The organism is Streptomyces sp. NPDC016851 (genome assembly GCF_055562795.1).
The window spans coordinates 432,260-453,786 of record NZ_JBVHEP010000004.1 but is presented as its reverse complement, the minus strand read 5'-3'; the positions used below and the strand labels follow the sequence as shown (position 1 = coordinate 453,786).

Below are 21,527 nucleotides of genomic sequence, written 5' to 3'. Positions count from 1 at the left end.
CACTGGTCGTCATTCGCCACACCTTCCATTGGCTTGACCTGACCATGCCAGGAGTGCCCCATGCCCTTGTTCTCCCGGGCGGAGTGGCCGCGGGATCACCGCGACGAGTTGGTGGCCGGCGCGCTCGTCGGCGCCGTGGTCATCGTGCTGGGTTACGCGTCGGGCATCGGTGCCCCCTCCGCCTCCGGCAGCACGCAGACCGCCCCTCCCCCCGCAGCACCGCCCGCGGCCACCGCGCCGGCCGCCCCCACACCGGCCGCGCCGGGCGGCCCCGGCGTATCCGGCCCGGGCACCGGTGCGGGCCAAGTCCCCGTCGGCGGCGGCCCGTTGCCCGGCTACGGCGGAATCGGCGCGGGGGCCGGGTACGGCACCGGCGGCTCGGACGGGTCCGGCCACACCGGCCACACGCCCGCCCCGCCCTCCGGCACCGGCTCCCCCTCCCCCTCTCCCACCCCCACACCCAACCCGTCGGGGTCCGCCCCGGCCGGCGACGACACCTGCGAGGACGGCGAGGTCACCCTCGTACAACCCCTCCTCGGCGGGCTCACCGAGCCGGTGTTCGGGCTGCTCGACGGCGCGGGCGGGACACCCGCTCCGCAGCCCTCCCCCTGTGTCGGCCTGGCCCCGGCCGGCAGTCTCCTCGGCGGCATCGCGTCCCCCGGGCCGGAGGCGACCCCGTGACCCACACCGTCCGCCGCGCCCTGCTGCTGCTCCTGCTCACCCCGCTCCTCTACCTCCTGGCCGGTGCGCCCCAGACCGCCTCCGCCCACACCGAGCTGGTCTCCTCCGCCCCGAAGGACGGGGCGGAGCTGAAGAAGGCCCCCGGCCACCTCACCCTCACCTTCGACGAGGCCGTCGACCTCGCCGACGTCCGTGTGCTGACGATGAGCGGCGACCGGCTGCCGGTGTCCCGTGCGCCGGGCGGCGGGGCCGATGCCGTGCGGGTGGCGCTCGCCGCCCCGGCGCACGGTGAGCTCGCCGTCATGTGGTCCGTCGTCGACGCGGAGGACGGGCACGCTTCCTCCGGCCGGATCGCCCTCACCATCGGCGCCGCGGCCGCCGGCACCGGCGGCGACGAGGCCGCCGCCTCCGCCTCCGCTCCCGCCCCCTCCCCCTCGCTGCGCAAGGCCCTCGTCGCCGCCCGCTGGGCCGGCTACCTCGCGCTCGCCCTGTTCGTCGGCGGCCTCGCCTTCGTCGTGCTGCTGTGGCCGCGCGGCGCGGACGAACCGCGGTCCCGGGCGCTGCTCGTCCTCGCCTGGACGGTCGGGCTGCCGGCCACCGTCGCGAGCATCGGCCTCCAGGGCGCCTACAGCACACTCGGCGGCCTGCGCGACGCACTGCGCCCGGCGACGTACGCCGATCTGCTGGCCACCGAGCCCGGGGTCGTGCTCGCCGCGCGCGCACTGCTGTGGGTGCTGGCGGCCGTGGTGCTCGGCGCCCTGCTCCAGGGCGGTGCCTCCACCTCCCGCTCCCCGGGCTGGCGGGTGGGCGCCCTCGCGGTGACGTTCGGGCTGCTGCGGACGACCGGTATGACGGGGCACAGCTCCGAGGGCCCCGAGCCCACGTGGGGTGCCGTCGCCGACTTCGTCCATCTGCTGGGCGCCTCACTGTGGATCGGCGGGCTGGCCGTGCTCGCGCTGGCCGTGCTGCCGCGTCGGCGCGCGGGGGAGCTGGCGGAGGTGGTGCCGGGTTACTCACGCCTCGCGGCGGTGAGTGTCACCGGGATCGTCGGCGCCGGGCTGGTCCTCGCCTGGCAGGTGGTGGGGTCGTACGACGCCCTGCTGCACACCTCGTACGGGCAGCTGCTCCTGCTGAAGACGGGCGTGCTCGGGGCCGTCCTGCTCGCCGCGTTCGCGAGCCGCCAGTGGGTGCGCACCCGCCTCGATCTCGCCGTGCTGCTGCGCGGCGACGCCGCCACCGTGCGGCCCTTCGGTTACTCGGTCGCGGCCGAGACGGGGCTCGTCCTCGTCGTGCTCGCCGTGACGAGTCTGCTGGTCACGGCCGACCCCGGCCGCTGAACTCCCCCAAGCACAAGGAGCAGAAGTGAAACGAAGCAACGAGAGCGACGACACCGGTCAGGGGCGGCGCAGGCCACCCGCCGGGAACCGGGGTCTGCTGGTCGCCGGGCTCGGTGCGGCGCTGGCCGCCGTGCTCAGCCTCGGATTGCTGAGCGCCGTCTCCGGTTCCGCACCGGCCGGCTCGGAGCAGGTCACGGGCGCGGCTCAGGCGCCCGTGGCCGCCGCCGAGGCACGGCCCGCCGCCGCCAAGGCCGACCACCAGGTCGACATCATGGGCAACAAGTTCGGCGACGGGAAGCAGCTGGTCGTCGAGGTCGGCGAGACCGTCCAGTGGACCAACCACGACAGCGCGCCGCACACGGTCACCACCACCAAGGCCCCGGTGAAGTTCGACTCGGGGACGCTGGAGCAGGGCGATTCCTGGTCGTACACCTTCAGCAAGGCCGGGACGTACGAGTACTACTGCGCCGTGCACCCGGACATGGTGGCATCGGTGAAGGTCGTCGAGGGCTCCGGCGGCGGTGGCGGCGCACCGACACCCACCCCCACGCCCACTCCCACGCCGACGGCCCCGCCGACGACCGGCCCCACGCCCACTCCCCCCTCGTCACCGACACCCACACCGACTCCCACGGGCGGTACCGGCGGTGGCGGTACCGGTGATGCCGAGCAGTGCACCAGCGTCCAGAACGTGCTGCTGCCGATCCTCCAGCACCTCTACGTGGCACACCTGGAGCGGTCCCCGGGCGAGCAGGTGCAGGACGCACTCGCGCTCGACTCGTACATCAAGATGCACACGGTGTGGGTCGAGAGCATCCTCAAGCCCGCCGTCGCAGGCGGCGGCACGGTGCTCGACGACACCCTCAGCGCGCTGCTGAACCACGTCAACAAGGCACATCTCGAGGAATCGCTCGGACAGCAGGTCACGGACCTGCTCGACCCCGACAGCTACGTGAAGATGCACACCGTCTGGGCCGGGCAGATGCTCACGCCCACCACGGACTTCCTCACCGACAACTGCTGACGGGACAGGTGGACGCCGCTCCGGCCGGGGCTCAGCCGGCCGGAGCGGCGCCCGCTCCATTCTCCACACCCTCACCATGCTTCGGGAACCGCCTTCCAAGGAGACCGGGATGACGACCGTCACCCTCCCCACCGTCCCTCCCCCGTCGCCGTCGCGCGGCGGCGCCGGCAGCCGGCTGCCGCTGCCCGGCCGGTACACCGTGGCCCCCGGCCGCTCGCTCACCGAACTCACCGCCTGGTGCGGCCCGCTGCCGGTGCTGCGCCGGCGCATCACGCTCGGCGGGGCGTCCCTCACCGTGCCGGCGGACGCCGAACACCCTTCGTTCCGCTACGAGTTCGACGACCGCCTGCTGTCCGCCGCGCTCACCTCGGAGCAGGTGGACGAGGTCCACGGCCGTCTCCAGCTCACCGGCGACCTCGACCTGGACGGCTTGTCCTTCCCCGTCCTGCTGCGGCTGCGGGTGGTCGAGCGGGCCGACGACCGGTTGCTGGTCGTGGGGCACGCCCGGCTGCCGTACCGGCTGCTGCGCCGCGCCACGGGGTTCCGGCTGCCGTGGCGCCGGCCGGCCACCCGGCTGCGGCTGCTGGTCGCGGCGGAGTTCGCGTGAGGGCGGCCCGGCGGGCGGCCCGGGGTGCCGCCGTGCCCGCCGTCCTGACGCTCCTCGCCCTGCCGCTGCTGCCGGCCGGGCAGGCGTCGGCGGCCTCGTACAGCGTGACGATGAAGGGGTACGCCTTCTCGCCGGCGAGCCTGAGCGTCCCGGCCGGGTCGACGGTGACCTGGACCAACCAGGACACGGCGCCGCACGACGTGAAGACCACCTCGGGCCCCGTCCCGATCCACTCCCCGATGCTCGACAAGGGGCAGAGCTGGAGCTTCACGTTCACCGCGGCCGGGTCGTACGGCTACGTCTGCACCGTCCACCCGAACATGACGGCCGGGATCACGGTCCGCGCGGCGGCACCGGCGACGACGGCGGCACCGACGGCGCACGAGCACCACACCGGCTCCTCGCCGGAACATCGGGCGACCGCGCCGAGCCGCACCACGCCGGGCAGCAGGCCGCCGACGACGCGCGGGCCGTCCCCGTCACCGCCCTCCGCCGCGTCCACGGCCTCCTCGGCGGCCGCGGGCCAGTCACCGCAGGCCTCCCCGTCCCCGGCCGCACCGGTCGCGCAGCAGCCGCAGACCCAGACGGCCGCGTCTGCCACCCGTCCCCTCGACCCGCTGCTCGTGCTGACCGGCATCGTCGCCGGGGTCGCGGTGCTGTGCCTGCTCCTGGTCGGCTCCCGGGCGTCGGCTCCCCAGGGATCCCGGACGTCCCGGGAGGAGGAGGCGTAGGCCTTCGCGCGGTCAGCCCTTCGCCCGGTAGCGGCGCATCTTCGCCCGGGCGCCGCAGACCTGCATCGAGCACCAGCGGCCCCGGCCGGCCGGGCTGCGGTCGTAGTACGCCCAGAGGCAGTCGGTGGCCTCGCAGGCCTTGAGCCTGCTCCAGGTGCCGGCGACCAGCGCCTCGGCGACGGCGGCCGCGACACGGGAGAGCAGCGGGCCCCCGTCGGCCGGGGCGAGGGCCGCCGAGCCGTCCCGACGGTCGACCGACACCAGCAGTGGTGCCCCGGCCAGCAGGTCGCCCAGCGGGGTCACCTCGCGGTGCGGCGGGTGGCCGGCGTGGGCGAGCAGGACCACGCGCAGGGACTCACGCAGTGCCTTGGCGTCCTCGACGTCGTCCCGCGTGATCCCGAAACGGGCCCGGCCCTCCGCCGTGTCCAGCGAGTCGGCACCCGACTCGATGTCCAGGGTGTTCACCAGGGCCTCGACCAGGGCCAGGCCGCCGGGGGCGGGCGATCTCTCCGTCATGGCTGGACCGTACCTCTCGGATTCCCCTTGCGAGGTTACCGCCAATGGGCCAGCATGGAGTAACGGTTACCGGTTACCCGCGATGTGCAGGTAACGCTGACGGGTAACAGCCGCTTCAAGGAGGAAGCCATGGCTCTCGCCAAGCTGGATGTCGTCGTCCTGGACTGTCCCGACCCGCGAGCACTGGCCGGTTTCTACGCCGAGGTGCTCGGCGGCACTCCCACGGTGGAGGCCGACGACTCGGGCGAGTGGGTCGATCTGAAGGTGCCGGGCGGAGCGGCGCTGGCGTTCCAGGAGTCCCCGGGGTACGTACCGCCGAAGTGGCCGTCGCCCGACGGCTCGCAGCAGTTCCATCTCGACCTGGTCGTGGAGGACCTGGACGCGGCCGAGAAGGGCGTGCTGGCGCTCGGCGCGAAGCCGCTGGACGCCGAGGACCGGACGCGGACGTTCCGGGTTTATGCCGATCCGGCCGGGCACCCGTTCTGCCTCTGCGCCTGCTGACACCGGGAGGCCCCATGCCTGCTGTGGCACGTTTCCGTTCCGTCGTCGTCGACTGCCCCGACCCGCGTGAGCTGGCCCGTTTCTACGCGCAGGTCGGGGGCGGCACGCCCGAGGACGACGACCCCGACTGGGTGGTGCTGCGGATCCCCGACGGGCCGCGGCTCGCCTTCCAGCGCTCGCCCGGGTACACCCCGCCGGAGTGGCCCAGGGCCGATCGCAACGCGCAGCAGTTCCACCTGGACTTCGACGGCGGGTCGACCTGGGAGGAGATCGACGCGGCCGAGGAGCGGGTGCTGGCGCTGGGGGCGCGGGTGCTGGACCGGGAGGACTACGAGAAGAAGGACTTCCGGGTGTACGCCGACCCGGCGGGGCATCCGTTCTGCCTGTGCCGGATCGAGCACACGGCCTGAGTCACGCGCCGGTCACCCGTCCAGCTCGGAGATGGTCGCCGTCGACGGCTCGCGCCGCTGCTGGGCGGCGCGGGCGGTGAAGTCGGCGCCGCGCAGAATCCGCTGGACGTTGCCCCAGGTCAGCAGGGCGACGTCCGCCTCGTCCCAGCCGCGTCGCAGCAGCTCGGCGACCAGCCGCGGATAGCAGGAGGTGTCGCCGAGCTCTTGCGGGTGGGCCGAGCCCGAGTCGTAGGTGCCGGACAGCCCGACGCACTGCGCCCCGGCCACGCCGCGGATGTGGTCGAGGTGGTCGGCGACGTCGCGGACGGTCGGGCCGGTCTGCTCGGCGGTCAGCGGCACCAGGCACAGTCCCTTGGCCGCGCCCAGCTCCGCCAGCAGGTCGTCGGGGAGGTTGACCGGGTGCGGGCGAAGGGCCCGGGCGGCGGAGCGGCTGAACAGCACGGGCGCCCGGGACAGGCTCAGCACCCGGCGGACGGTCGGCGCGGAGGCTCCGGAGAGGTCCGCGATCACGCCGACCCGGTTCATCTCGCGCACGACCTCCTCGCCGAACCGCGTCAGCCCCGCGTCGCTCGCCCAGGAGACCCCGGTCAGCGTCAGGACGCGCAGGCCGAGGAAGTGCAGCTGGCGCAGGATGCCCAGCGAGTCGCCCATGGCCGGGGCCCCGGCGGGTCCGAGGAGCACGGCGACGCGGCCGCAGTTGCGGGCGTCCGCGACCTGCCCCGCCGAACAGGCCGGCCGCAGTCCCTCCTCGCAGCTCCGGGCGATGCTCTTGGCCAGGTCCAGCTGCTCCAGGGTGGCGCCGACGGCCCGGTCGCCGTCCAGGCCCTCGGGCAGGTGCAGCGACCAGAACAGCGCGCCCACATGCCCGCGGCGCAGGCGGGGCACGTCCGTGCCGACGGTGCTCTCGCCCTCCTCCAGGTCGTAGTAGGACAGGCGCTTGAGTGCCCAGGGCAGTCCGTTGTAGCCGTCGGCGACGGGGTGGGCGGCGAGGATGGCGTGGGCCCGGGTCATCGGCGCGTCGTCCGGGTCGGAGACGGGCTCATAGGGCTCCGCCGGGTCCGCCGGGTCCGCCGCCATGACGGCCTCGTCGGGGTACGGCTCGGACAGGTCGTCGAACTCACCGGCCGCGGCGGTGGGGCGCAGGTCGTCCTGGAGGTCTGCCATGGCGGCTCCGTACGGTCGTTCGTGAGGTACGGTCACCGTCGCACGGAGCGCTGAAGGGTTCCTGGTGGGCGGGGCGTTCGGAGTACGGTCCCGCCCCTCGCGCCGCGCCCCCCTCAGGACAGCCGGGCCGCCTCGATCACCTCGTCGAGGGTGTCCCGGGAGCGGACCAAATCGGCGATCATCCGGTCGATGCGGGCGCGCTCGGTGGTGAGCTCGGCGACCAGGTTGGGTGTGGCGCGGACCGAGGGCCCGCCGTCCGTGTCCCGCATGCACGGCAGCAGCTGGACGATCTTCTCGCTGCACAGTCCCGCCGCGAACAGCTCCTGGATCCGGATGACCCGGTCCACGGCCGCCTCCGGATACTCCCGGTGCCCGCCGGGCGTCCGCTCGGCGGTGAGCATCCCCTGCTTCTCGTAGTAGCGCAGCGACCGCTCGCTCACATTGGTGCGCCGGGCCAGTTCACCGATCCGCACGTCCCACTCCCGGACTTGATTCTGACATCAGTGTCAGGTTCTAGCGTACGGGCATGACGCAGCACACGACAGCACTCTTCGAACCGGCTCGTCTCCCCGGGCTGGACCTGCCCAACCGTCTGGTGATGGCGCCCTTGACCCGCAACCGGGCCGAGGCCGACGGCACCCCGACCCCGCTGATGGCCACGTACTACGCCCAGCGCGCCTCCGCCGGGCTGATCATCGCCGAGGCCGCGACGCCGAACGCGGTCGGGCAGACGTACCCGAACATCACCGCCGTCCACAGCCCGACGCACGTGACCGGCTGGCGGCAGGTCACGGACGCCGTGCGCGACGCGGGCGGCCGGATGTTCCTCCAGCTCCAGCACGGCGGCCGGGTCGGCCACCCCGCGACCAGCGGGCTGACACCGGTCGCCCCCTCGCCCGTCCCGCTCCCCGAGACGATCTTCACGCCGGAGGGTCACCGGCCGGCCCCGGTGCCGCGGGAGATGACCGCCGAGGACATCCGCACCACCGTCGCCGACTTCGCACGCGCCGCCCGGAACGCGATCGACGCCGGATTCCAGGGCGTGGAGGTGCACTCCGCCAACGGCCATCTGCTCCACCAGTTCCTCGCCCGCAACACCAACCTCCGCACCGACGGCTACGGCGGGCCGGTCGCCGCCCGGATCCGGTTCACCGCCGAGGTGACCGAGGCCGTGGCGGCCGAGATCGGCGCGGAGCGGGTGGGTCTGAGGGTCTCCCCCGGCAACACCGTCAACGGCATCGAGGAGGGCGAGACGGAGGAGATCTACCCGGCGCTCGCCGAGCGGCTCGGCGAGCTGGGGCTCGCCTATCTGCACCTGGGGTACGCCGACCCGGACACGCCGGTGTTCCGCAAGGTGCGCGCCGCCTGGCCCGGGGTGATCGTCGCCAACCCGGTGCTGAAGGAGATCTCCACCGAGGGTGTGCTCCGGGCGTCCGAGGACCTGCTGGCCGCCGGTGCCGACCTCATCGCGCTCGGCCGGCCCTTCCTCGCCAACCCGGATCTGGTGACCCGGCTGCGGCTCGGGGCGCCCCTGAACGAGATGCGCGACCGGTACTTCATGTACGTGGGCGGGGCGACCGGCTACACCGACTACCCCGCCCTCGACGCTCAGCCGTCGAGCGAGTCGAGCGACTCGATCGTCTTGTTGGACGGCGACCGCGTCGCCTGAAGCCCCCGGGCCACGTCCTCCGCCGCGTCCAGCACCCGGACCGCGTTCTTCCAGGTCAGCTTCGCCAGGTCGGCCTTGGACCAGCCGCGGTCCATGAGTTCCGCGATCAGGTTCGGGTAGCCGGAGACGTCGTGCAGGCCGTCGGGGGTGAAGGCCGTGCCGTCGTAGTCGCCGCCGATGCCGAGGTGGTCGATGCCGGCCGCCTCGCGCATGTGGTCCAGGTGGTCGGCGACCGTGGACACCGTGGCGACCGGGCGCGGGTGCCGCTCCTCGAAGGCGCGGTGGACCTTCATGGCCTGCGCGGTGGTGTCGAGGTGGTGGAAGCCGTGGGCGCGCATGTTCTCGTCGGCCTCGGCCGTCCAGTCGACGGCGGCCTGGAGCACGAACTTCGGCACGAACGTCACCATCGCGACGCCGCCGTTGGCGGGCAGCCGCTCCAGGACGTCGTCCGGGATGTTGCGCGGGTGGTCGCACACGGCCCGCGCCGAGGAGTGGGAGAAGATCACCGGGGCGGAGCTCGTGTCGAGCGCGTCGCGCATGGTCGTCGCCGCCACGTGCGAGAGGTCGACGAGCATGCCCAGCCGGTTCATCTCCCGCACGACCTCCCGGCCGAACGCGGTGAGGCCGCCGGACCGCGGCTCGTCGGTCGCGGAGTCCGCCCAGTCCACGTTGTCGTTGTGGGTGAGGGTGAGATAGCGCACGCCCAGCCCGTACAGACCCCGCAGGGTGCCCAGGGAGTTGGCGATGGAGTGCCCGCCCTCCGCACCCATGAGGGAGGCGATCCGGCCCTCCAGGCGCGCGGCCTCCATGTCGGCGGCCGTCAGCGCGGGCCGCAGGTCCTCCGGGTGGCGGTCGATCAACTGCCGTACGCAGTCGATCTGTTCGAGCGTGGCCGCGACCGGGTCGGGCAGGTCCGTGCGGACGTACACCGACCAGTACTGCGCACCGACGCCGCCCGCGCGCAGCCGCGGGATGTCGGTGTGCAGGTGGGCGCTCTGGTCGGCGGCGACATCGCGGGCGTCGAGGTCGTAGCGGACCTGCTCGCGCAGCGCCCAGGGCAGGTCGTTGTGCCCGTCGACGACCGGGAACTCGCTCAGGAGTTCCCGGACCGCCTCCGCGGAGGTCATCGTCGTCACTTCCCCGCGCCGAAGCCGAAGCCGCCCGAGCCCTCGACCTTGGAGCGCAGGCGCTTGCCCTTCTCGGTGGCCTGGTCGTTGAGCTCCTGCTGGAAGTCGCGCATGCGGGCGCGGAGTTCGTCGTCGTGCGCGGCGAGGATGCGGGCCGCGAGCAGGCCGGCGTTGCGCGCACCGGCGACGGAGACCGTGGCGACCGGGACGCCGGCCGGCATCTGCACGATCGACAGCAGGCTGTCCATACCGTCGAGGTACTTCAGCGGCACGGGCACGCCGATGACGGGCAGCGGGGTGACGGAGGCGAGCATGCCGGGCAGGTGGGCGGCGCCGCCGGCCCCGGCGATGATCACCTTGAGCCCGCGCTCGTCGGCCTGCTCGCCGTAGGCGACCATCTCGCGCGGCATGCGGTGCGCGGAGACGACGTCCACCTCGTAGGCGATCTCGAACTCGTCGAGGGCCTTGGCGGCCGCCTCCATGACGGGCCAGTCGCTGTCCGACCCCATGACGATGCCGACAACAGGGCTCATTCGGTGATCGTGCCTCTCAGGTAACCGGCTGCGTGACGGGCGCGCTCCAGCACGTCGTCCAGGTCGTCGCCGTAGGTGTTGACGTGACCGACCTTGCGGCCGGGCTTCACGTCCTTGCCGTACATGTGGATCTTGAGCTGGGGGTCGCGTGCCATGCAGTGCAGGTACGCGGAGTACATGTCCGGGTAGTCGCCGCCGAGGACGTTGACCATGACCGTCCACGTCGCGCGGGGGCGCGGGTCGCCGAGGGGCAGGTCCAGGACCGCCCGGACGTGGTTGGCGAACTGGCTGGTGACGGCGCCGTCCATCGACCAGTGGCCGGAGTTGTGCGGGCGCATCGCCAGTTCGTTGACGAGGATGCGGCCGTCGCGGGTCTGGAACAGCTCGACGGCGAGGTGCCCGACGACGCCGAGCTCCTTGGCGATGTTCAGCGCCATCTCCTCCGCCCGCAGGGCGAGGCCCTCGTCGAGGCCGGGGGCTGGCGCGATCACCGTGTCGCAGACGCCGTTGACCTGGCGGGACTCCACGACCGGGTAGGCGACGGCCTGCCCGTGCGGGGAGCGCACCACGTTGGCGGCGAGCTCGCGGACGAAGTCGACCTTCTCCTCGGCGAGCACGGGGACACCGGCCTTGAACGGGTCGGCGGCCTCCTCGACGGAGTCGACGACCCACACGCCCTTGCCGTCGTAACCGCCGCGGACGGTCTTCAGGACGACGGGGAATCCGTCACCCTCCGCGGCGAAGGCCGCCACGTCCTGCGGATCGGAAACGATTCTGTGTCTGGGGCAGGGCACGCCGATCGCGTCGAGCTTCGCGCGCATCACGCCCTTGTCCTGGGCGTGCACGAGCGCGTCGGGGCCGGGGCGCACGGGGATGCCGTCCGCCTCCAGGGCCCTGAGGTGCTCGGTGGGTACGTGTTCGTGATCGAAGGTGATCACATCGCACCCGCGTGCGAAGGCACGCAGCGTCTCCAGGTCGCGATAGTCGCCGACGACGACATCGCTCACGACCTGCGCAGCTGAGTCCTGCGGGGTGTCACTGAGGAGCTTGAACCTGATGCCGAGCGGGATGCCTGCCTCGTGTGTCATACGAGCGAGCTGGCCCCCGCCGACCATGCCGACTACCGGGAACGTCACGCCCCCAGGGTATCGGCCGCGCCAAGGTGGCCGGTTTCCTGTCCCACCCCGGCCCCGCCCGGACCATCTCCGGCGGTCCACCGCCGCCCGCAGGAAGATCGCGCTGAAGGGTGGTTAGCATGGCTGGGTTGACGCCGACCACGGACGGGGGCCTGCACGACCATGGGACATGGTGCCTCGCGGCTCCGACGGCTCGTCCACGAAGTCGCCAAGTTCGGCGCGGTGGGCGGTGCCGGGGTGCTCGTCAACCTCCTCGTGTTCAACCTGGTGCGGCACGTCACCGACCTCCAGGTGGTGCGCGCGAGCGTCATCGCGACCGTCGTCGCGATCGTCTTCAACTACGTCGGCTTCCGCTACTTCACCTACCGCGACCGCGACAAGAGCCGCCGTACGCGGGAAATGAGCCTGTTCCTGCTGTTCAGCGCGATCGGCCTGGTCATCGAGAACGGCATCCTGTACGCGGCCACGTACGGCTTCGGCTGGGACACCCCGCTGCAGAACAACATCTTCAAGTTCCTCGGCATCGGCGTCGCCACGCTGTTCCGCTTCTGGTCGTACCGCAGCTGGGTGTTCCGCGCCCTCCCGGCCCGTGAGGCGGTGGCGGACGCGGAATCGCTCCTGAAGGGCGAGCGGGCCAGGCGGTCGCGGGCCAAGCAGCGGGTGCCGTAAGCCGTCGCGAGCCGTCGCGAGACGCGTCAGCGGATCATCGGCGCGTCCTGGCCGCCCTTTGACTTCCCGACGGGCGTGCGGGACAGGAACAGGGCGAACACCGGGGGCTTGGTCTGGAGCATCTCCAGGCGGCCGCCGTCCGCTTCCGCCAGGTCGCGGGCCACGGCCAGGCCGATGCCCGTGGAGTTGCGCCCGCTGATGGCCCGCTCGAAGATCCGGGCGCCGAGGTCGGCGGGGACCCCGGGGCCCTCGTCCGTGACCTCGATGACGGCCTGGTTGCCGGTGACGCGGGTGCGCAGCGCCACCGTGCCGCCGCCGTGCATCAGGGAGTTCTCGATCAGCGCGGCCAGCACCTGCGCGACCGCTCCCGGTGTGCCGACGGCCTCCAGGTGCCGCTTGCCGGAGCTGACGATCGCCCGGCCCGCGCTGCGGTAGGCGGGGCGCCACTCGGCGAGCTGCTGCTGGATGACCTCGTCGAGGTCGAAGGTGACGGCGGAGCCGGTGCGCGGGTCGCGGGAGTTCGTCAGCAGCCGCTCGACGACGTCCGTGAGCCGCTCGACCTGGGCCAGCGCGATCGTCGCCTCTTCCTTCACCGTGTCCGGGTCGTCGGTGAGGGTGATCTCCTCCAGCCGCATGGACAGGGCGGTGAGCGGCGTCCGCAGCTGGTGGGAGGCGTCCGCGGCCAGCCGCCGCTCGGCGGTGAGCATGCGCGCGATGCGCTCGGCCGAGCCGTCCAGCACGTCCGCGACCCGGTCCAGCTCGGGCACGCCGTACCGCTTGTGGCGCGGGCGCGGATCGCCCGAGCCGAGCCGCTCGGCCGTCTCCGCGAGGTCGGTCAGCGGCGACGCCAGCCGGTTCGCCTGGCGGACGGCCAGCAGCACCGCGGCCACCACGGCGAGCAGTGCGACCAAGGCGATGATCAGCAGGGTGCGGCCGACCTCGCGGGTCACCGAGGAGCGCGGCTCCTGGACGGTGACCGTCTCGCCCTCCTCGCCGGGCGCGCTGGCGCTGATGACGTCACCGGTCGGCTTGGTGCCGACCTCGATGGGCGCTTCCCCGGGGATCCGGATCACCGCGTAGTAGCGGTTCTGCGTGATCTGGTCGCGCAGTACCTCCGCGTCGACCTGCTGCGCGCCGAAGAGCCGGCTGTCGACGATGCTGGCCAGCCGGACCGCCTCGGACTCCACCCGCTCCTGGGCGCTGTTGCTGATCGTCCTGGTCTCGACGATGACGAGGGAGACGCCGAAGACGGCGATCACGACGAGGACCACGGCGAGCGTGGACTGGATCAGTCGGCGGCGCATGTCCTGTTACCCGTGCCTACCCGTGCCTGCCCCGCGGCTCAGCTCTTCTCGAAACGGAAGCCCACGCCGCGCACCGTGGCGATGTACCGGGGGTTGGCCGCGTCGTCGCCGAGCTTCTTGCGCAGCCAGGAGATGTGCATGTCGAGGGTCTTGGTCGACGACCACCAGGTGGTGTCCCAGACCTCGCGCATCAGCTGGTCGCGGGTGACGACCCGGCCCGCGTCGCGCACCAGCACCCGCAGCAGGTCGAACTCCTTGGCGGTGAGCTGGAGCTCCTCCTCGCCCATCCAGGCGCGGTGCGACTCGACGTCGATCCGCACGCCGTGGGTGGCGGGCGGCTGCTGCGGCTCGGCGGCGCCGCGGCGCAGCAGGGCGCGGACGCGGGCGAGCAGCTCGGCCAGCCGGAACGGCTTGGTGACGTAGTCGTCGGCGCCCGCGTCGAGCCCGACGACGGTGTCCACCTCGTCGGCGCGCGCGGTCAGGATGAGGATCGGGATGCTGTGACCTTCGCCCCGCAGGCGGCGGGCCACCTCCAGACCGTCCATGCCGGGCAGACCCAGGTCGAGCACGACCAGGTCGACGCCACCCTGCATTCCGGCGTCGAGCGCGGTGGGTCCGTCCTCACGCACCTCGACCTCGTAGCCCTCCCGGCGCAGAGCACGGGCGAGGGGCTCCGAGATGGACGCGTCGTCCTCGGCGAGCAGTACACGGGTCATGAGGTGATGGTAGTCCCGCAAGCCCCTGAGCTGGGGTGTGACCGGAAGCCTTGATTCTTACCCGCAGCACACCCGTTTCTTACGAACCGCGGGTAGGCGCACTGACCTCTGCCTGTGGGGTGCGATCCTGGTAAGGACCATGGAAATAGGTCTTGCGGTTCCCCCGACACCTGTGATCCGTGTCTCAAGTCCTTCCATATACGGCGGTGTCCTGCCGTATGGTGAATCAACGCCTGTAGCACCACGGCGACCTTCGGAGGCTGTTTGCCCCTGGAGGTCTCTTTTGTGTGTGGGTCTGTGCGCGGACCGGCTCGCCGGCCCCCCGGACCGAAACGACCTGTGGCCGGGCCTCGTCGTGCGGATACGCGCGTAGAGGCGTGGATCCCGGTGGCGACCGCCCACCGCTCCGTGACCCGGAGCGGACCCCCGTAGGCGTCGGGCGGACGGCCGTACGAACCGGTGCCGGCAGCTCCCCCCGGGCGCACCCACCGCTGCTGCGGAGCGCGTCCCGACCAGCAAGGAACGACCATGGCGTCCAGCCTGACGAAGGACTCGGCCCGCCCGGGCATCCCCGGCTCCGAGAAGACCTTCTTCGGCCACCCCCGCGGACTGGCCACTCTGTTCATGACCGAGATGTGGGAGCGGTTCAGCTTCTACGGCATGCGGGCCCTGCTCGTCGTGTACCTGCTCTCCGGCGGGCCCGACGCCAAGGAGGGCAGCATGGGCGGCGGTCTCGGGATGGACCTCGCCACCACCACGGCGATCTACTCGGTGTACCTGTCGATGGTGTACCTGCTCGCCATGCCCGGCGGCTGGCTCGGTGACCGGGTCTGGGGCCCGCGCAAGACCGTGGCGATCGCGGCCGTCACGATCATGGCCGGTCACCTGGTGCTGGCCCTGCCCGGCGGCCAGGCGCCCTTCTTCGTGGGTCTGGCCCTGGTGGCGCTGGGCTCCGGCCTGCTCAAGGCCAACATCTCCACCATGGTCGGCCACCTCTACGACGGCCCGGAGGACCCGCGCCGTGACGGCGGCTTCACGATCTTCTACATGGGCATCAACATGGGTGCCTTCTTCGCGCCGCTGATCATCGGCACGGTCGGCCAGCAGGTGAGCTGGCACCTCGGCTTCGGCCTGGCCGCGGTCGGCATGGGCATCGGCCTCGTGGCCTTCCTCTTCGGCACCCGGAACCTCAGCCCGCAGAGCAGCGTCGTGCCCAAGCCGCTGGCGGCCGAGGAGCGCGCGTCCTGGCTGCGCAAGGGCCTGCTCTGGCTGGCCGTCGCGGCGGTCTTCTACGGCGTCGTCGGCCTGACCGGCCACTTCACCCTCAACTGGGCGATGATCCCGCTCACGGTGATCGGCCTGGTCATTCCGGCGGGTGTGCTGATCCGCATCAAGCGGGACAAGGAGCTCAGCGACGTCGAGCAGTCGAAGATGACCGGCTACATCTGGTTCTTCGTCGCGGCCGCCGCCTTCTGGATGATCTACGACCAGGGCGGTTCCACGGTCCAGGCGTTCGGTGAGACGAAGGCCTCCGGCTCGCTGCTCGGCTTCGACTTCCCGTCGTCCTGGTACCAGTCGCTGAACCCGGTGTTCATCATGGCCCTGGCCCCGGTCTTCGCCTGGTTCTGGCTGTGGCTGAACCGCAAGGGCAAGGAGCCGAGCACGGTCGCCAAGTTCGCCGCGGCGCTGTTCTTCATCGGTGTCTCGTTCTTCTTCTTCCTGCTGCCGCTGGGCATGGCCGGCGGTGACACGCTGGTCAGCCCGATGTGGCTGGTGGGCATCTACCTGATCCAGACCGTCGGTGAGCTGTGCCTCTCGCCGGTCGGCCTGTCGGTGACGACGAAGATGGCCCCGGCCAAGTACGCCAGCCAGATGATGGGCGTCTGGTTCCTCGCGGTCACGGCGGGCGACTCGGTGACGGGTCTGCTCTCCAACCCGGCCGTCGGGGGCGTCGACCTGAGCGGCACGGGCGCGGTCGCGGCGGAGGCGGTCCTCGCCGCCCTGGCGGGTGGCGCGGTGTACATGTACCGCAGGAAGGTCAAGGCGCTGATGGGCGACGTCCACTGACCCGTCCCACCGGACCCTGACGAACGGGCCGCCGCACCTTCGAGGTGCGGCGGCCCTTCTCATGTCCTCGTGGAGCTCGGCGGTTCGGCGTCCGGGGAGACCCACGGCAGGGCCGGGGGCCGGCGGGTGACGGGCAGGCGCAGACGGCGACGGGGCGGGCGGGCCGCGTGCACGGCGTGGCGGGGGCGGGCGTGGTCCACGACGGCCAGGCCGGCGCGGAACAGCGCCGCCGGGACGACCAGGCAGACGAGGACCCAGAAGAGGGTCACGCCCCAGGGGCGGCCCACGCCCCAGGGGTGTTCGGTGAGGACCTTGCCGCCGTACTTCAGGGACACGGTGTAGTCGCCGTGCGCCCCGGCGGCGAGCTGTACGGGGAGTTCGATGCGCGCCTTGCCGCCGGGCCGGATCGTGCCGCGCCAGCGCTGGTCCTGCCACTGCGGGGCGAACACGCCGTGGGAGGTGCCGACCTGGAAGACGGGGTCCTTCACGGGGGACGTCCCGACGTTCCCGACGGTGACCACGAGTGTCCGGGCGGGCGGGGAGCCGAACCAGGTCAGCAGCCCGTCGGAGCCCCGCAGCCGGGTGTCCGCGAGCAGGGACAGCCGCCCGCCGGCCCGGTCGGCGGGCAGTGGCTCGACCGCGTGCCCGGCGACCCGGAGGACCGCGTCGGCCTCGGCCCCCGCCCCCGTCACCGTCGCCACGTGCACCACGCAGGGGCACGGCACGGGCGGCTCCACGACGGGCAGTTCGCGGCGGAAGCGCCCTTCGGCGTCGGTGGTGACGGCCCGGCCGTCGGCGTTGGCGCAGGAGTTGGTGCCGCCGGTCACACCCCGGGACGGCTCGGCCTGCCCGCAGACCAGCAGCGTCAGCAGGGCACGCGGACGCCAGCCGCTGCCGGTGACGGTGACCGAGCCGCCCGTCCCGGCCTGGGCCCTGGACAGTTCGACGACCGGCCGGTCCGCCGCCCCGGCGGGCCCGGCGCCCGCCAGGCACAGCGGGAGCACCAGCAGGAGGGGCGGCAGGAGGGAGAGCAGGAGACGCGGTGACAGGTACGGGACACGGGCGACGTACGGCATCGGCTGCATCGGCGGCTCCAGCGGTCGTGCGGGCGGGCGCTCAGCGGCGTGCTCGTGCTGTCTGGTGACGTCGTGTCAGCCACAGGGTGCCCGCCGCGCCGGCGAGCAGGACGGTTCCGCCGAGGGTGCCGAGGGCGACGGCCGAGTCCTCCGGACCGGTCTGCGGGAGCTCGTCACCGGAGCCGGATCCCGGGCCGGAGCCGGATCCCGGGCCGGAGCCGCCGCCCTGGGTGGAGCCGGTGGCGCCGCCGCCGCTCGCGGCCGTGACGTCGAGGGTCAGGGACGGGCCCGGGTCGTTCGTCGGCGTGCACGTGGTCGTCGTGCCGAGCGCCTTGATGGTGAGCACGCCGGCCGTGAAGGTGACCTCGCCGCTCTTCTTCGGCGTGTACGTGCCGCTCAGGTCGTTGATCTTGATCGGCGTGTTGGCGGGGATCGCGGCGTCGTTGGCGGGGCCGGTCACCGTCAGGGTGCCGCTGTCCGCGCCGCCCAGGGCGATGGTGGCGCTCGGCGTCATCGCGCCCTTGCCCAGTTCGACCGGGCTGGAGGAGACGCCCTTCTGCCAGGACATGGTGATCCGGTAGCCGCTGCCGCTCTCGACACCCTTGATGTCGATGGGCGAGACGGCGCTCTTGTCGCCGATCGGCGTCTTGCACTGGTAGTTGACGTCGACGACCTCGGCCCGGGCCGTGGGGGCGGCGATCAACACCGCCGAGCCGGCCAGGGCCGCGGCGGACGCGAGCGCGGCGGTTCGATTCCGGTACGACACGGAGCCGCTCCCCTTCCTGTTTTCTGACGGCGCATCAGATCGGGCCGTCAAGGTACGCCCGGGGCCTTGAGGAAGGAAGACACAGTGCGCGCCGGATCTGTGGCGATCCGGAGTGCGGGGCGTGGCGGTCGGGGGGATGTGCGGCGGAGGTTCGGTGGGGGTGGAGGTTCGGTGGGGGTGGGGGCGGGCGAGCGGCCGGGCAGGCGTCCAGCGGGGCAGTCGTGCGGCCGGGCAGGCGTGCGGCCGGGCAGGCGTACAGCGGGGCAGCCGTCCAGCGGGGCAGTCGTGCGGCCGGGCGGCGTGCAGCCACCGGCGGACTGCCCGCTCGGCCCTTCACTCGAACGGCCGCACGCGGAGGGCCCGGAGCGCGCACCCGTCGGGGTCACCCGGACAGCCGAGCGCCTTCAGGGTCGAGGGGATCATCGAGGCGCTGGACGCGACCACGGAAGACGGGCTCCCGGACGGTCTGCTTCGCGCCCGGTCGATCACCTACGGAATCCGCGGAGCCCGCACCGCGGTCGATCAGCCATCCGGGCGGGCGCCCGGGAAACAGCCCGAGCTCGCCCCCACACGGGCACCCAGGGACAGTCGAAGCGGACAGGCGGCGTGCTCGCGGCGCCCCGGATCAGCCGAGGCGGCTCCGGATCAGGCAGGAGCTCCCAGTTCGGCCCACACCGTCTTGCCGGCGACTCCCGGCGTGCGGACGACGCCCCAGTCCAGGCACAGCCGCTGGACGATGAACATGCCGTGACCGCCGGGGCGGCCGGCCCGGTGCGGGGTGCGGGGCGACGGCTGACCCGTGCCCCGGTCGGCGACCTCGATGCGGATCACCTTGTTGTCGCAGGTGATCCACAGCTGGTCCGGCCCCTCGGCGTGCAGACAGGCATTGGTGACCAGCTCGGAGACGACGAGCAGGACGTCCTCGGCGGCGGCACGCTGGTCCGCAGAGGCGGCCGGCAGCCAGCCCCACGCGTACAGCGCCTGGCGGGCGAAGTCGCGGGCGAGCGGGACGACACCGCTGGCACCGTCGAAGCTCAGCCGACGCACCTGCCGGCCCCCCGGCGGTGCCGCGGCTCCGGACGGCGCGGCCACGCCCTCGCCGGACGCACCGCCCACGGGTACGCCACCTCCGGACGCCCCGGAAGCGCCGCTGGGCTCCGGCCCGCGGTCGCCCGGCGAGTAGGGCCGGGTGGTGCTCATCAGCGCTTCACCTCACCGATTCACCAGTTCACGATTCAAAAAATCCACTACACAGTCAGTCACGCAGTGCGCGGCACGACGGTTTCGCGGCGCCCCCGCCGCCCTGGCGGCCGACCGTTTCAGGATGTCTCCTGCCCGGGCGGCTCGGGGGAACACCCCCGTATTCGGCGCGAAAGGCGCGACGGGGCCAGGACATCGGTCACAGGGGGATGGCCGAGGTTCGGCGCGCCGACACACCGCGGCTCAGCCCGACTCGTCGGCCAGGGCCGCCTCAAGCGTGTCATGGACGCTGAAGACCGCGTCCGCGCCAGTGATCTCGAACACGCGTGCCACCACCGGCTGCATCCCGGCGAGCGTCACGCCACCGCCCGCGGCCTCGGCCTTCAGGCGGGCACCCAGGAGCACGTTGAGCCCCGTGGAGTCGCAGAACTCCAGCCGCGCGCAGTCGATGACCAGGCGCTTGAATCCCTTGGCGAGGCAGTCGTCGAGTGGCTCACGCAACAGATCGGCGGTGTGGTGATCCAACTCACCCGCCGGGGTCACGACGGCATTAGAGCCCTCTTCCCGCACCTCCACCAGAAGCCGGCCAGACTGTGCGCTGCCGACTGTCCCGCGGTCCATGCCGTCTCTCTCTCCCGACGTCGTGACTGCTGCTGACGCCCACGAACACTACGCCTTCCCTCCACGCTTCGACACCCGAACAACCGCACACAAACGGACATATGCCCACAGAACGCACTTGCGGTGTGCTCGGGGAAGCGGGTAGGCCTAGTAGGACACGTAACCGACACGGCCGGCTTTGGAGGCGCCGCACACCGCAGTGCACGTACTGGCTCCGGCAGCCATATGCCGAGAACGATGGAGGACACCATGTCACCCCGGCTCGACGCATCGCGTACCCAGAAAGCGACGTCGACACCCCCTCCGGAACATCTGGATCCCATCGAGCAGGTTGAGATGCTCGTCACACAGGACGACCTTCTCGCCGGACTTCCGGACATCCCCCCATACGAGGAAGTCGACGCGGTCGACGCACGGGCCCTGTCCAAGACCCTCTTCGAGCGCCTGGAGACGCTGGAGGAAGGCACCCACGAGTACTCGTACGTCCGCAACACGCTCGTCGAACTGAACCTCGCGCTGGTCAAGTTCGCCGCCTCCCGGTTCCGCTCCCGCAGCGAGCCGATGGAGGACATCATCCAGGTCGGCACCATCGGCCTGATCAAGGCGATCGACCGCTTCGAGCTGTCCCGGGGTGTCGAGTTCCCCACGTTCGCGATGCCGACCATCGTCGGCGAGATCAAGCGCTTCTTCCGCGACACCTCGTGGTCCGTGCGCGTTCCGCGGCGGCTCCAGGAGCTGCGGCTCGACCTGGCCAAGGCCGGTGACGAGCTGGCCCAGAAGCTGGACCGCGCCCCGACGGTGACCGAACTGGCCGAGCGCCTCGGCATCTCCAACGACGAGGTCGTCGAGGGCATGGCCGCGTCGAACGCCTACACCGCCTCCTCGCTGGACGCGCAGCCGGAGGAGGACGACTCCGAGGGCGCGCTCGCGGACCGCATCGGCTACGAGGACCACGGGCTCGAAGGCATCGAGTACGTCGAGTCGTTGAAGCCGCTGATCGCCGAACTTCCGCCGCGCGACCGGAAGATCCTGTCGCTGCGCTTCGTCGCGGGCATGACCCAGTCGGAGATCGGCGAGGAACTGGGCATCTCCCAGATGCACGTCTCGCGGCTGCTGTCGCGCACGCTGGTACGGCTGCGCAAGGGGCTGACCGTCGAGGAGTGACCTTCGCGAAGCGGCCCTCCGACGAGGGGTCCGCACTGCACGACGCTGTGCCCGGTGACGCTGTACTTCGGGGGCGGACCGTTCGGTCCGCCCCCGGGCGCGTCTGTCGTGGACCTCGCGGGCCTCACCCGTGATGCGTTGTCGCCACGTCCTCAGTTCCGTCCCGAGCCGATGATGATGAGGGTGAGCGTGGGCAGTGCGGTGGCCGCAGCGCTCAGTAGCCAGTAAGCGTGGGGTGACAGCGCCGTCCTGCGCCGGAGAGGACGGTTGGCCAGCCACCAGACGAGCCCGAACAGGGTGAGGATCGGTGTGGCGACCATGAACCAGGGCAGCATGCCGTCGTTCTCGGTGGGCTCGCGCTCGGTCCAGCCCGCGTCGGCAAGGAACCAGTTCGACGCGAAGTACCACAGCAGGAACGCCGGAACCACGGCTGGGATCCCCAGGACGACGTTGACGGCCAGGGGGAGGATCAGCCGGAGCCGTGAGTGTTCGGTGCTTGTCTTCATCC

General features: G+C 72.2%; 24 protein-coding genes. 11 read left to right on the top strand and 13 right to left on the bottom strand.

What is annotated here, in order from left to right; translation table 11 throughout:
• The first annotated feature begins 60 nt into the window (after nucleotides 1-60).
• From ACZ3I3_RS09855 to ACZ3I3_RS09835, 5 genes are all read left to right on the top strand, one after another.
• Nucleotides 61-681, top strand: a complete 621-nt coding sequence (locus tag ACZ3I3_RS09855) for a hypothetical protein (protein WP_467363951.1) — start codon at nucleotides 61-63, stop codon at nucleotides 679-681.
• Nucleotides 678-2,018, top strand: a complete 1,341-nt coding sequence (locus ACZ3I3_RS09850; RefSeq protein ID WP_467363949.1) for a copper resistance CopC/CopD family protein — start codon at nucleotides 678-680, stop codon at nucleotides 2,016-2,018. Before ACZ3I3_RS09855 ends, ACZ3I3_RS09850 begins: the two co-directional genes overlap by 4 nt.
• A 25-nt stretch (nucleotides 2,019-2,043) precedes the next feature.
• The gene (locus ACZ3I3_RS09845) at nucleotides 2,044-3,042 is read left to right on the top strand and encodes a cupredoxin domain-containing protein (protein ID WP_467363947.1); all 999 of its coding nucleotides are present in this window, start codon (nucleotides 2,044-2,046) and stop codon (nucleotides 3,040-3,042) included.
• Nucleotides 3,043-3,151: 109 nt separating this feature from the next.
• Nucleotides 3,152-3,649, top strand: coding sequence for a hypothetical protein (locus ACZ3I3_RS09840; protein WP_467363945.1), 498 nt, complete (start codon nucleotides 3,152-3,154; stop codon nucleotides 3,647-3,649).
• Nucleotides 3,646-4,380, top strand: a complete 735-nt coding sequence (locus tag ACZ3I3_RS09835) for a cupredoxin domain-containing protein (protein WP_467363943.1) — start codon at nucleotides 3,646-3,648, stop codon at nucleotides 4,378-4,380. Before ACZ3I3_RS09840 ends, ACZ3I3_RS09835 begins: the two co-directional genes overlap by 4 nt.
• Nucleotides 4,381-4,392: 12 nt before the next feature.
• Here ACZ3I3_RS09835 and ACZ3I3_RS09830 read toward each other — a convergent pair whose 3' ends face one another.
• The gene (locus tag ACZ3I3_RS09830; protein ID WP_467363941.1) at nucleotides 4,393-4,896 is read right to left on the bottom strand and encodes a CGNR zinc finger domain-containing protein; all 504 of its coding nucleotides are present in this window, start codon (nucleotides 4,894-4,896) and stop codon (nucleotides 4,393-4,395) included.
• A 129-nt stretch (nucleotides 4,897-5,025) separates the two neighbouring features.
• Here ACZ3I3_RS09830 and ACZ3I3_RS09825 point away from each other — a divergent pair, with 129 nt between their 5' ends.
• Together ACZ3I3_RS09825 and ACZ3I3_RS09820 are read left to right on the top strand one after the other, a co-directional pair.
• Nucleotides 5,026-5,397 carry a VOC family protein gene (locus ACZ3I3_RS09825; RefSeq protein ID WP_020274492.1) on the top strand — a complete coding sequence of 124 codons (372 nt, stop codon included), beginning with the start codon at nucleotides 5,026-5,028 and terminating at the stop codon, nucleotides 5,395-5,397.
• A gap of 14 nt (nucleotides 5,398-5,411) precedes the next feature.
• On the top strand, nucleotides 5,412-5,807 hold the full coding sequence (locus tag ACZ3I3_RS09820; protein WP_467363939.1) for a VOC family protein: 396 nt from the start codon (nucleotides 5,412-5,414) through the stop codon (nucleotides 5,805-5,807).
• A 12-nt stretch (nucleotides 5,808-5,819) separates the two neighbouring features.
• On the opposite strand, the gene ACZ3I3_RS09815 is transcribed toward ACZ3I3_RS09820, so the two are convergent.
• Nucleotides 5,820-6,971 (bottom strand): dipeptidase, encoded by a 1,152-nt coding sequence (locus ACZ3I3_RS09815; protein WP_467363938.1) that lies wholly within the window; start codon nucleotides 6,969-6,971, stop codon nucleotides 5,820-5,822.
• A 113-nt stretch (nucleotides 6,972-7,084) separates the two neighbouring features.
• Nucleotides 7,085-7,444 (bottom strand): MerR family transcriptional regulator, encoded by a 360-nt coding sequence (locus ACZ3I3_RS09810; RefSeq protein WP_467363936.1) that lies wholly within the window; start codon nucleotides 7,442-7,444, stop codon nucleotides 7,085-7,087.
• A 53-nt stretch (nucleotides 7,445-7,497) separates the two neighbouring features.
• Here ACZ3I3_RS09810 and ACZ3I3_RS09805 point away from each other — a divergent pair, with 53 nt between their 5' ends.
• Nucleotides 7,498-8,640 (top strand): alkene reductase, encoded by a 1,143-nt coding sequence (locus tag ACZ3I3_RS09805; RefSeq protein WP_467363935.1) that lies wholly within the window; start codon nucleotides 7,498-7,500, stop codon nucleotides 8,638-8,640.
• Here the strand turns inward: ACZ3I3_RS09805 and ACZ3I3_RS09800 are convergent.
• The 3 genes from ACZ3I3_RS09800 to ACZ3I3_RS09790 are packed head-to-tail and all read right to left on the bottom strand — an operon-like array spanning nucleotide 8,580 to nucleotide 11,436.
• A complete protein-coding gene (locus ACZ3I3_RS09800) occupies nucleotides 8,580-9,767 on the bottom strand; it encodes a dipeptidase (protein WP_467363934.1) in 1,188 nt (395 codons plus the stop codon). The genes ACZ3I3_RS09805 and ACZ3I3_RS09800 overlap by 61 nt on opposite strands.
• A 5-nt stretch (nucleotides 9,768-9,772) precedes the next feature.
• Nucleotides 9,773-10,276, bottom strand: a complete 504-nt coding sequence (purE, locus tag ACZ3I3_RS09795; RefSeq protein WP_020274205.1) for a 5-(carboxyamino)imidazole ribonucleotide mutase — start codon at nucleotides 10,274-10,276, stop codon at nucleotides 9,773-9,775.
• A 20-nt stretch (nucleotides 10,277-10,296) separates the two neighbouring features.
• Nucleotides 10,297-11,436: a 5-(carboxyamino)imidazole ribonucleotide synthase gene (locus ACZ3I3_RS09790; RefSeq protein ID WP_467363932.1), complete on the bottom strand. Its 1,140-nt coding sequence runs from the start codon at nucleotides 11,434-11,436 to the stop codon at nucleotides 10,297-10,299.
• Between the two features lie 162 nt (nucleotides 11,437-11,598).
• Between ACZ3I3_RS09790 and ACZ3I3_RS09785 the strand changes: the two genes are divergently transcribed.
• Nucleotides 11,599-12,105 (top strand): GtrA family protein, encoded by a 507-nt coding sequence (locus ACZ3I3_RS09785; RefSeq protein ID WP_467363931.1) that lies wholly within the window; start codon nucleotides 11,599-11,601, stop codon nucleotides 12,103-12,105.
• 26 nt (nucleotides 12,106-12,131) lie between these two features.
• Here ACZ3I3_RS09785 and ACZ3I3_RS09780 read toward each other — a convergent pair whose 3' ends face one another.
• Both ACZ3I3_RS09780 and ACZ3I3_RS09775 read right to left on the bottom strand, forming a co-directional pair.
• The gene (locus tag ACZ3I3_RS09780) at nucleotides 12,132-13,409 is read right to left on the bottom strand and encodes an ATP-binding protein (protein ID WP_467363929.1); all 1,278 of its coding nucleotides are present in this window, start codon (nucleotides 13,407-13,409) and stop codon (nucleotides 12,132-12,134) included.
• A 38-nt stretch (nucleotides 13,410-13,447) separates the two neighbouring features.
• Nucleotides 13,448-14,125, bottom strand: coding sequence for a response regulator transcription factor (locus ACZ3I3_RS09775; protein ID WP_010034575.1), 678 nt, complete (start codon nucleotides 14,123-14,125; stop codon nucleotides 13,448-13,450).
• Between the two features lie 528 nt (nucleotides 14,126-14,653).
• On the opposite strand from ACZ3I3_RS09775, the gene ACZ3I3_RS09770 reads away from it, so the two are divergent.
• Nucleotides 14,654-16,192: a peptide MFS transporter gene (locus tag ACZ3I3_RS09770; protein WP_467363928.1), complete on the top strand. Its 1,539-nt coding sequence runs from the start codon at nucleotides 14,654-14,656 to the stop codon at nucleotides 16,190-16,192.
• A gap of 59 nt (nucleotides 16,193-16,251) precedes the next feature.
• Here ACZ3I3_RS09770 and ACZ3I3_RS09765 read toward each other — a convergent pair whose 3' ends face one another.
• From ACZ3I3_RS09765 to ACZ3I3_RS09750, 4 genes are all read right to left on the bottom strand, one after another.
• Nucleotides 16,252-17,268, bottom strand: coding sequence for a hypothetical protein (locus ACZ3I3_RS09765; protein ID WP_467364013.1), 1,017 nt, complete (start codon nucleotides 17,266-17,268; stop codon nucleotides 16,252-16,254).
• Between the two features lie 40 nt (nucleotides 17,269-17,308).
• Nucleotides 17,309-18,034, bottom strand: a complete 726-nt coding sequence (locus ACZ3I3_RS09760) for an LPXTG cell wall anchor domain-containing protein (RefSeq protein WP_467363927.1) — start codon at nucleotides 18,032-18,034, stop codon at nucleotides 17,309-17,311.
• A 645-nt stretch (nucleotides 18,035-18,679) separates the two neighbouring features.
• Nucleotides 18,680-19,234 carry an ATP-binding protein gene (locus ACZ3I3_RS09755; RefSeq protein ID WP_467363926.1) on the bottom strand — a complete coding sequence of 185 codons (555 nt, stop codon included), beginning with the start codon at nucleotides 19,232-19,234 and terminating at the stop codon, nucleotides 18,680-18,682.
• A gap of 243 nt (nucleotides 19,235-19,477) precedes the next feature.
• Nucleotides 19,478-19,855, bottom strand: coding sequence for an STAS domain-containing protein (locus ACZ3I3_RS09750; protein ID WP_392038955.1), 378 nt, complete (start codon nucleotides 19,853-19,855; stop codon nucleotides 19,478-19,480).
• Nucleotides 19,856-20,104: 249 nt separating this feature from the next.
• Here ACZ3I3_RS09750 and ACZ3I3_RS09745 point away from each other — a divergent pair, with 249 nt between their 5' ends.
• On the top strand, nucleotides 20,105-21,019 hold the full coding sequence (locus ACZ3I3_RS09745) for an RNA polymerase sigma factor SigF (protein ID WP_467364012.1): 915 nt from the start codon (nucleotides 20,105-20,107) through the stop codon (nucleotides 21,017-21,019).
• Between the two features lie 152 nt (nucleotides 21,020-21,171).
• Here ACZ3I3_RS09745 and ACZ3I3_RS09740 read toward each other — a convergent pair whose 3' ends face one another.
• Nucleotides 21,172-21,525, bottom strand: a complete 354-nt coding sequence (locus tag ACZ3I3_RS09740) for a hypothetical protein (protein ID WP_467363924.1) — start codon at nucleotides 21,523-21,525, stop codon at nucleotides 21,172-21,174.
• Between the last annotated feature and the right edge of the window lie 2 nt (nucleotides 21,526-21,527).

What these genes read in the sequence shown, in the direction of transcription:
- ACZ3I3_RS09815 (WP_467363938.1), bottom strand. Translation starts at nt 6,971, where the DNA reads ATGGCAGACCTCCAGGACGACCTGCGCCCCACCGCCGCGGCCGGTGAG.
- ACZ3I3_RS09820 (WP_467363939.1), top strand. Translation starts at nt 5,412, where the DNA reads ATGCCTGCTGTGGCACGTTTCCGTTCCGTCGTCGTCGACTGCCCCGAC.
- ACZ3I3_RS09840 (WP_467363945.1), top strand. Translation starts at nt 3,152, where the DNA reads ATGACGACCGTCACCCTCCCCACCGTCCCTCCCCCGTCGCCGTCGCGC.
- ACZ3I3_RS09755 (WP_467363926.1), bottom strand. Translation starts at nt 19,234, where the DNA reads ATGAGCACCACCCGGCCCTACTCGCCGGGCGACCGCGGGCCGGAGCCC.
- ACZ3I3_RS09805 (WP_467363935.1), top strand. Translation starts at nt 7,498, where the DNA reads ATGACGCAGCACACGACAGCACTCTTCGAACCGGCTCGTCTCCCCGGG.
- ACZ3I3_RS09830 (WP_467363941.1), bottom strand. Translation starts at nt 4,896, where the DNA reads ATGACGGAGAGATCGCCCGCCCCCGGCGGCCTGGCCCTGGTCGAGGCC.
- ACZ3I3_RS09800 (WP_467363934.1), bottom strand. Translation starts at nt 9,767, where the DNA reads ATGACCTCCGCGGAGGCGGTCCGGGAACTCCTGAGCGAGTTCCCGGTC.
- ACZ3I3_RS09855 (WP_467363951.1), top strand. Translation starts at nt 61, where the DNA reads ATGCCCTTGTTCTCCCGGGCGGAGTGGCCGCGGGATCACCGCGACGAG.
- ACZ3I3_RS09745 (WP_467364012.1), top strand. Translation starts at nt 20,105, where the DNA reads ATGTCACCCCGGCTCGACGCATCGCGTACCCAGAAAGCGACGTCGACA.
- ACZ3I3_RS09750 (WP_392038955.1), bottom strand. Translation starts at nt 19,855, where the DNA reads ATGGACCGCGGGACAGTCGGCAGCGCACAGTCTGGCCGGCTTCTGGTG.
- ACZ3I3_RS09785 (WP_467363931.1), top strand. Translation starts at nt 11,599, where the DNA reads ATGGGACATGGTGCCTCGCGGCTCCGACGGCTCGTCCACGAAGTCGCC.
- ACZ3I3_RS09765 (WP_467364013.1), bottom strand. Translation starts at nt 17,268, where the DNA reads ATGCCGTACGTCGCCCGTGTCCCGTACCTGTCACCGCGTCTCCTGCTC.
- ACZ3I3_RS09825 (WP_020274492.1), top strand. Translation starts at nt 5,026, where the DNA reads ATGGCTCTCGCCAAGCTGGATGTCGTCGTCCTGGACTGTCCCGACCCG.
- ACZ3I3_RS09740 (WP_467363924.1), bottom strand. Translation starts at nt 21,525, where the DNA reads ATGAAGACAAGCACCGAACACTCACGGCTCCGGCTGATCCTCCCCCTG.
- ACZ3I3_RS09780 (WP_467363929.1), bottom strand. Translation starts at nt 13,409, where the DNA reads ATGCGCCGCCGACTGATCCAGTCCACGCTCGCCGTGGTCCTCGTCGTG.
- ACZ3I3_RS09770 (WP_467363928.1), top strand. Translation starts at nt 14,654, where the DNA reads ATGGCGTCCAGCCTGACGAAGGACTCGGCCCGCCCGGGCATCCCCGGC.
- purE (WP_020274205.1), bottom strand. Translation starts at nt 10,276, where the DNA reads ATGGGGTCGGACAGCGACTGGCCCGTCATGGAGGCGGCCGCCAAGGCC.
- ACZ3I3_RS09775 (WP_010034575.1), bottom strand. Translation starts at nt 14,125, where the DNA reads ATGACCCGTGTACTGCTCGCCGAGGACGACGCGTCCATCTCGGAGCCC.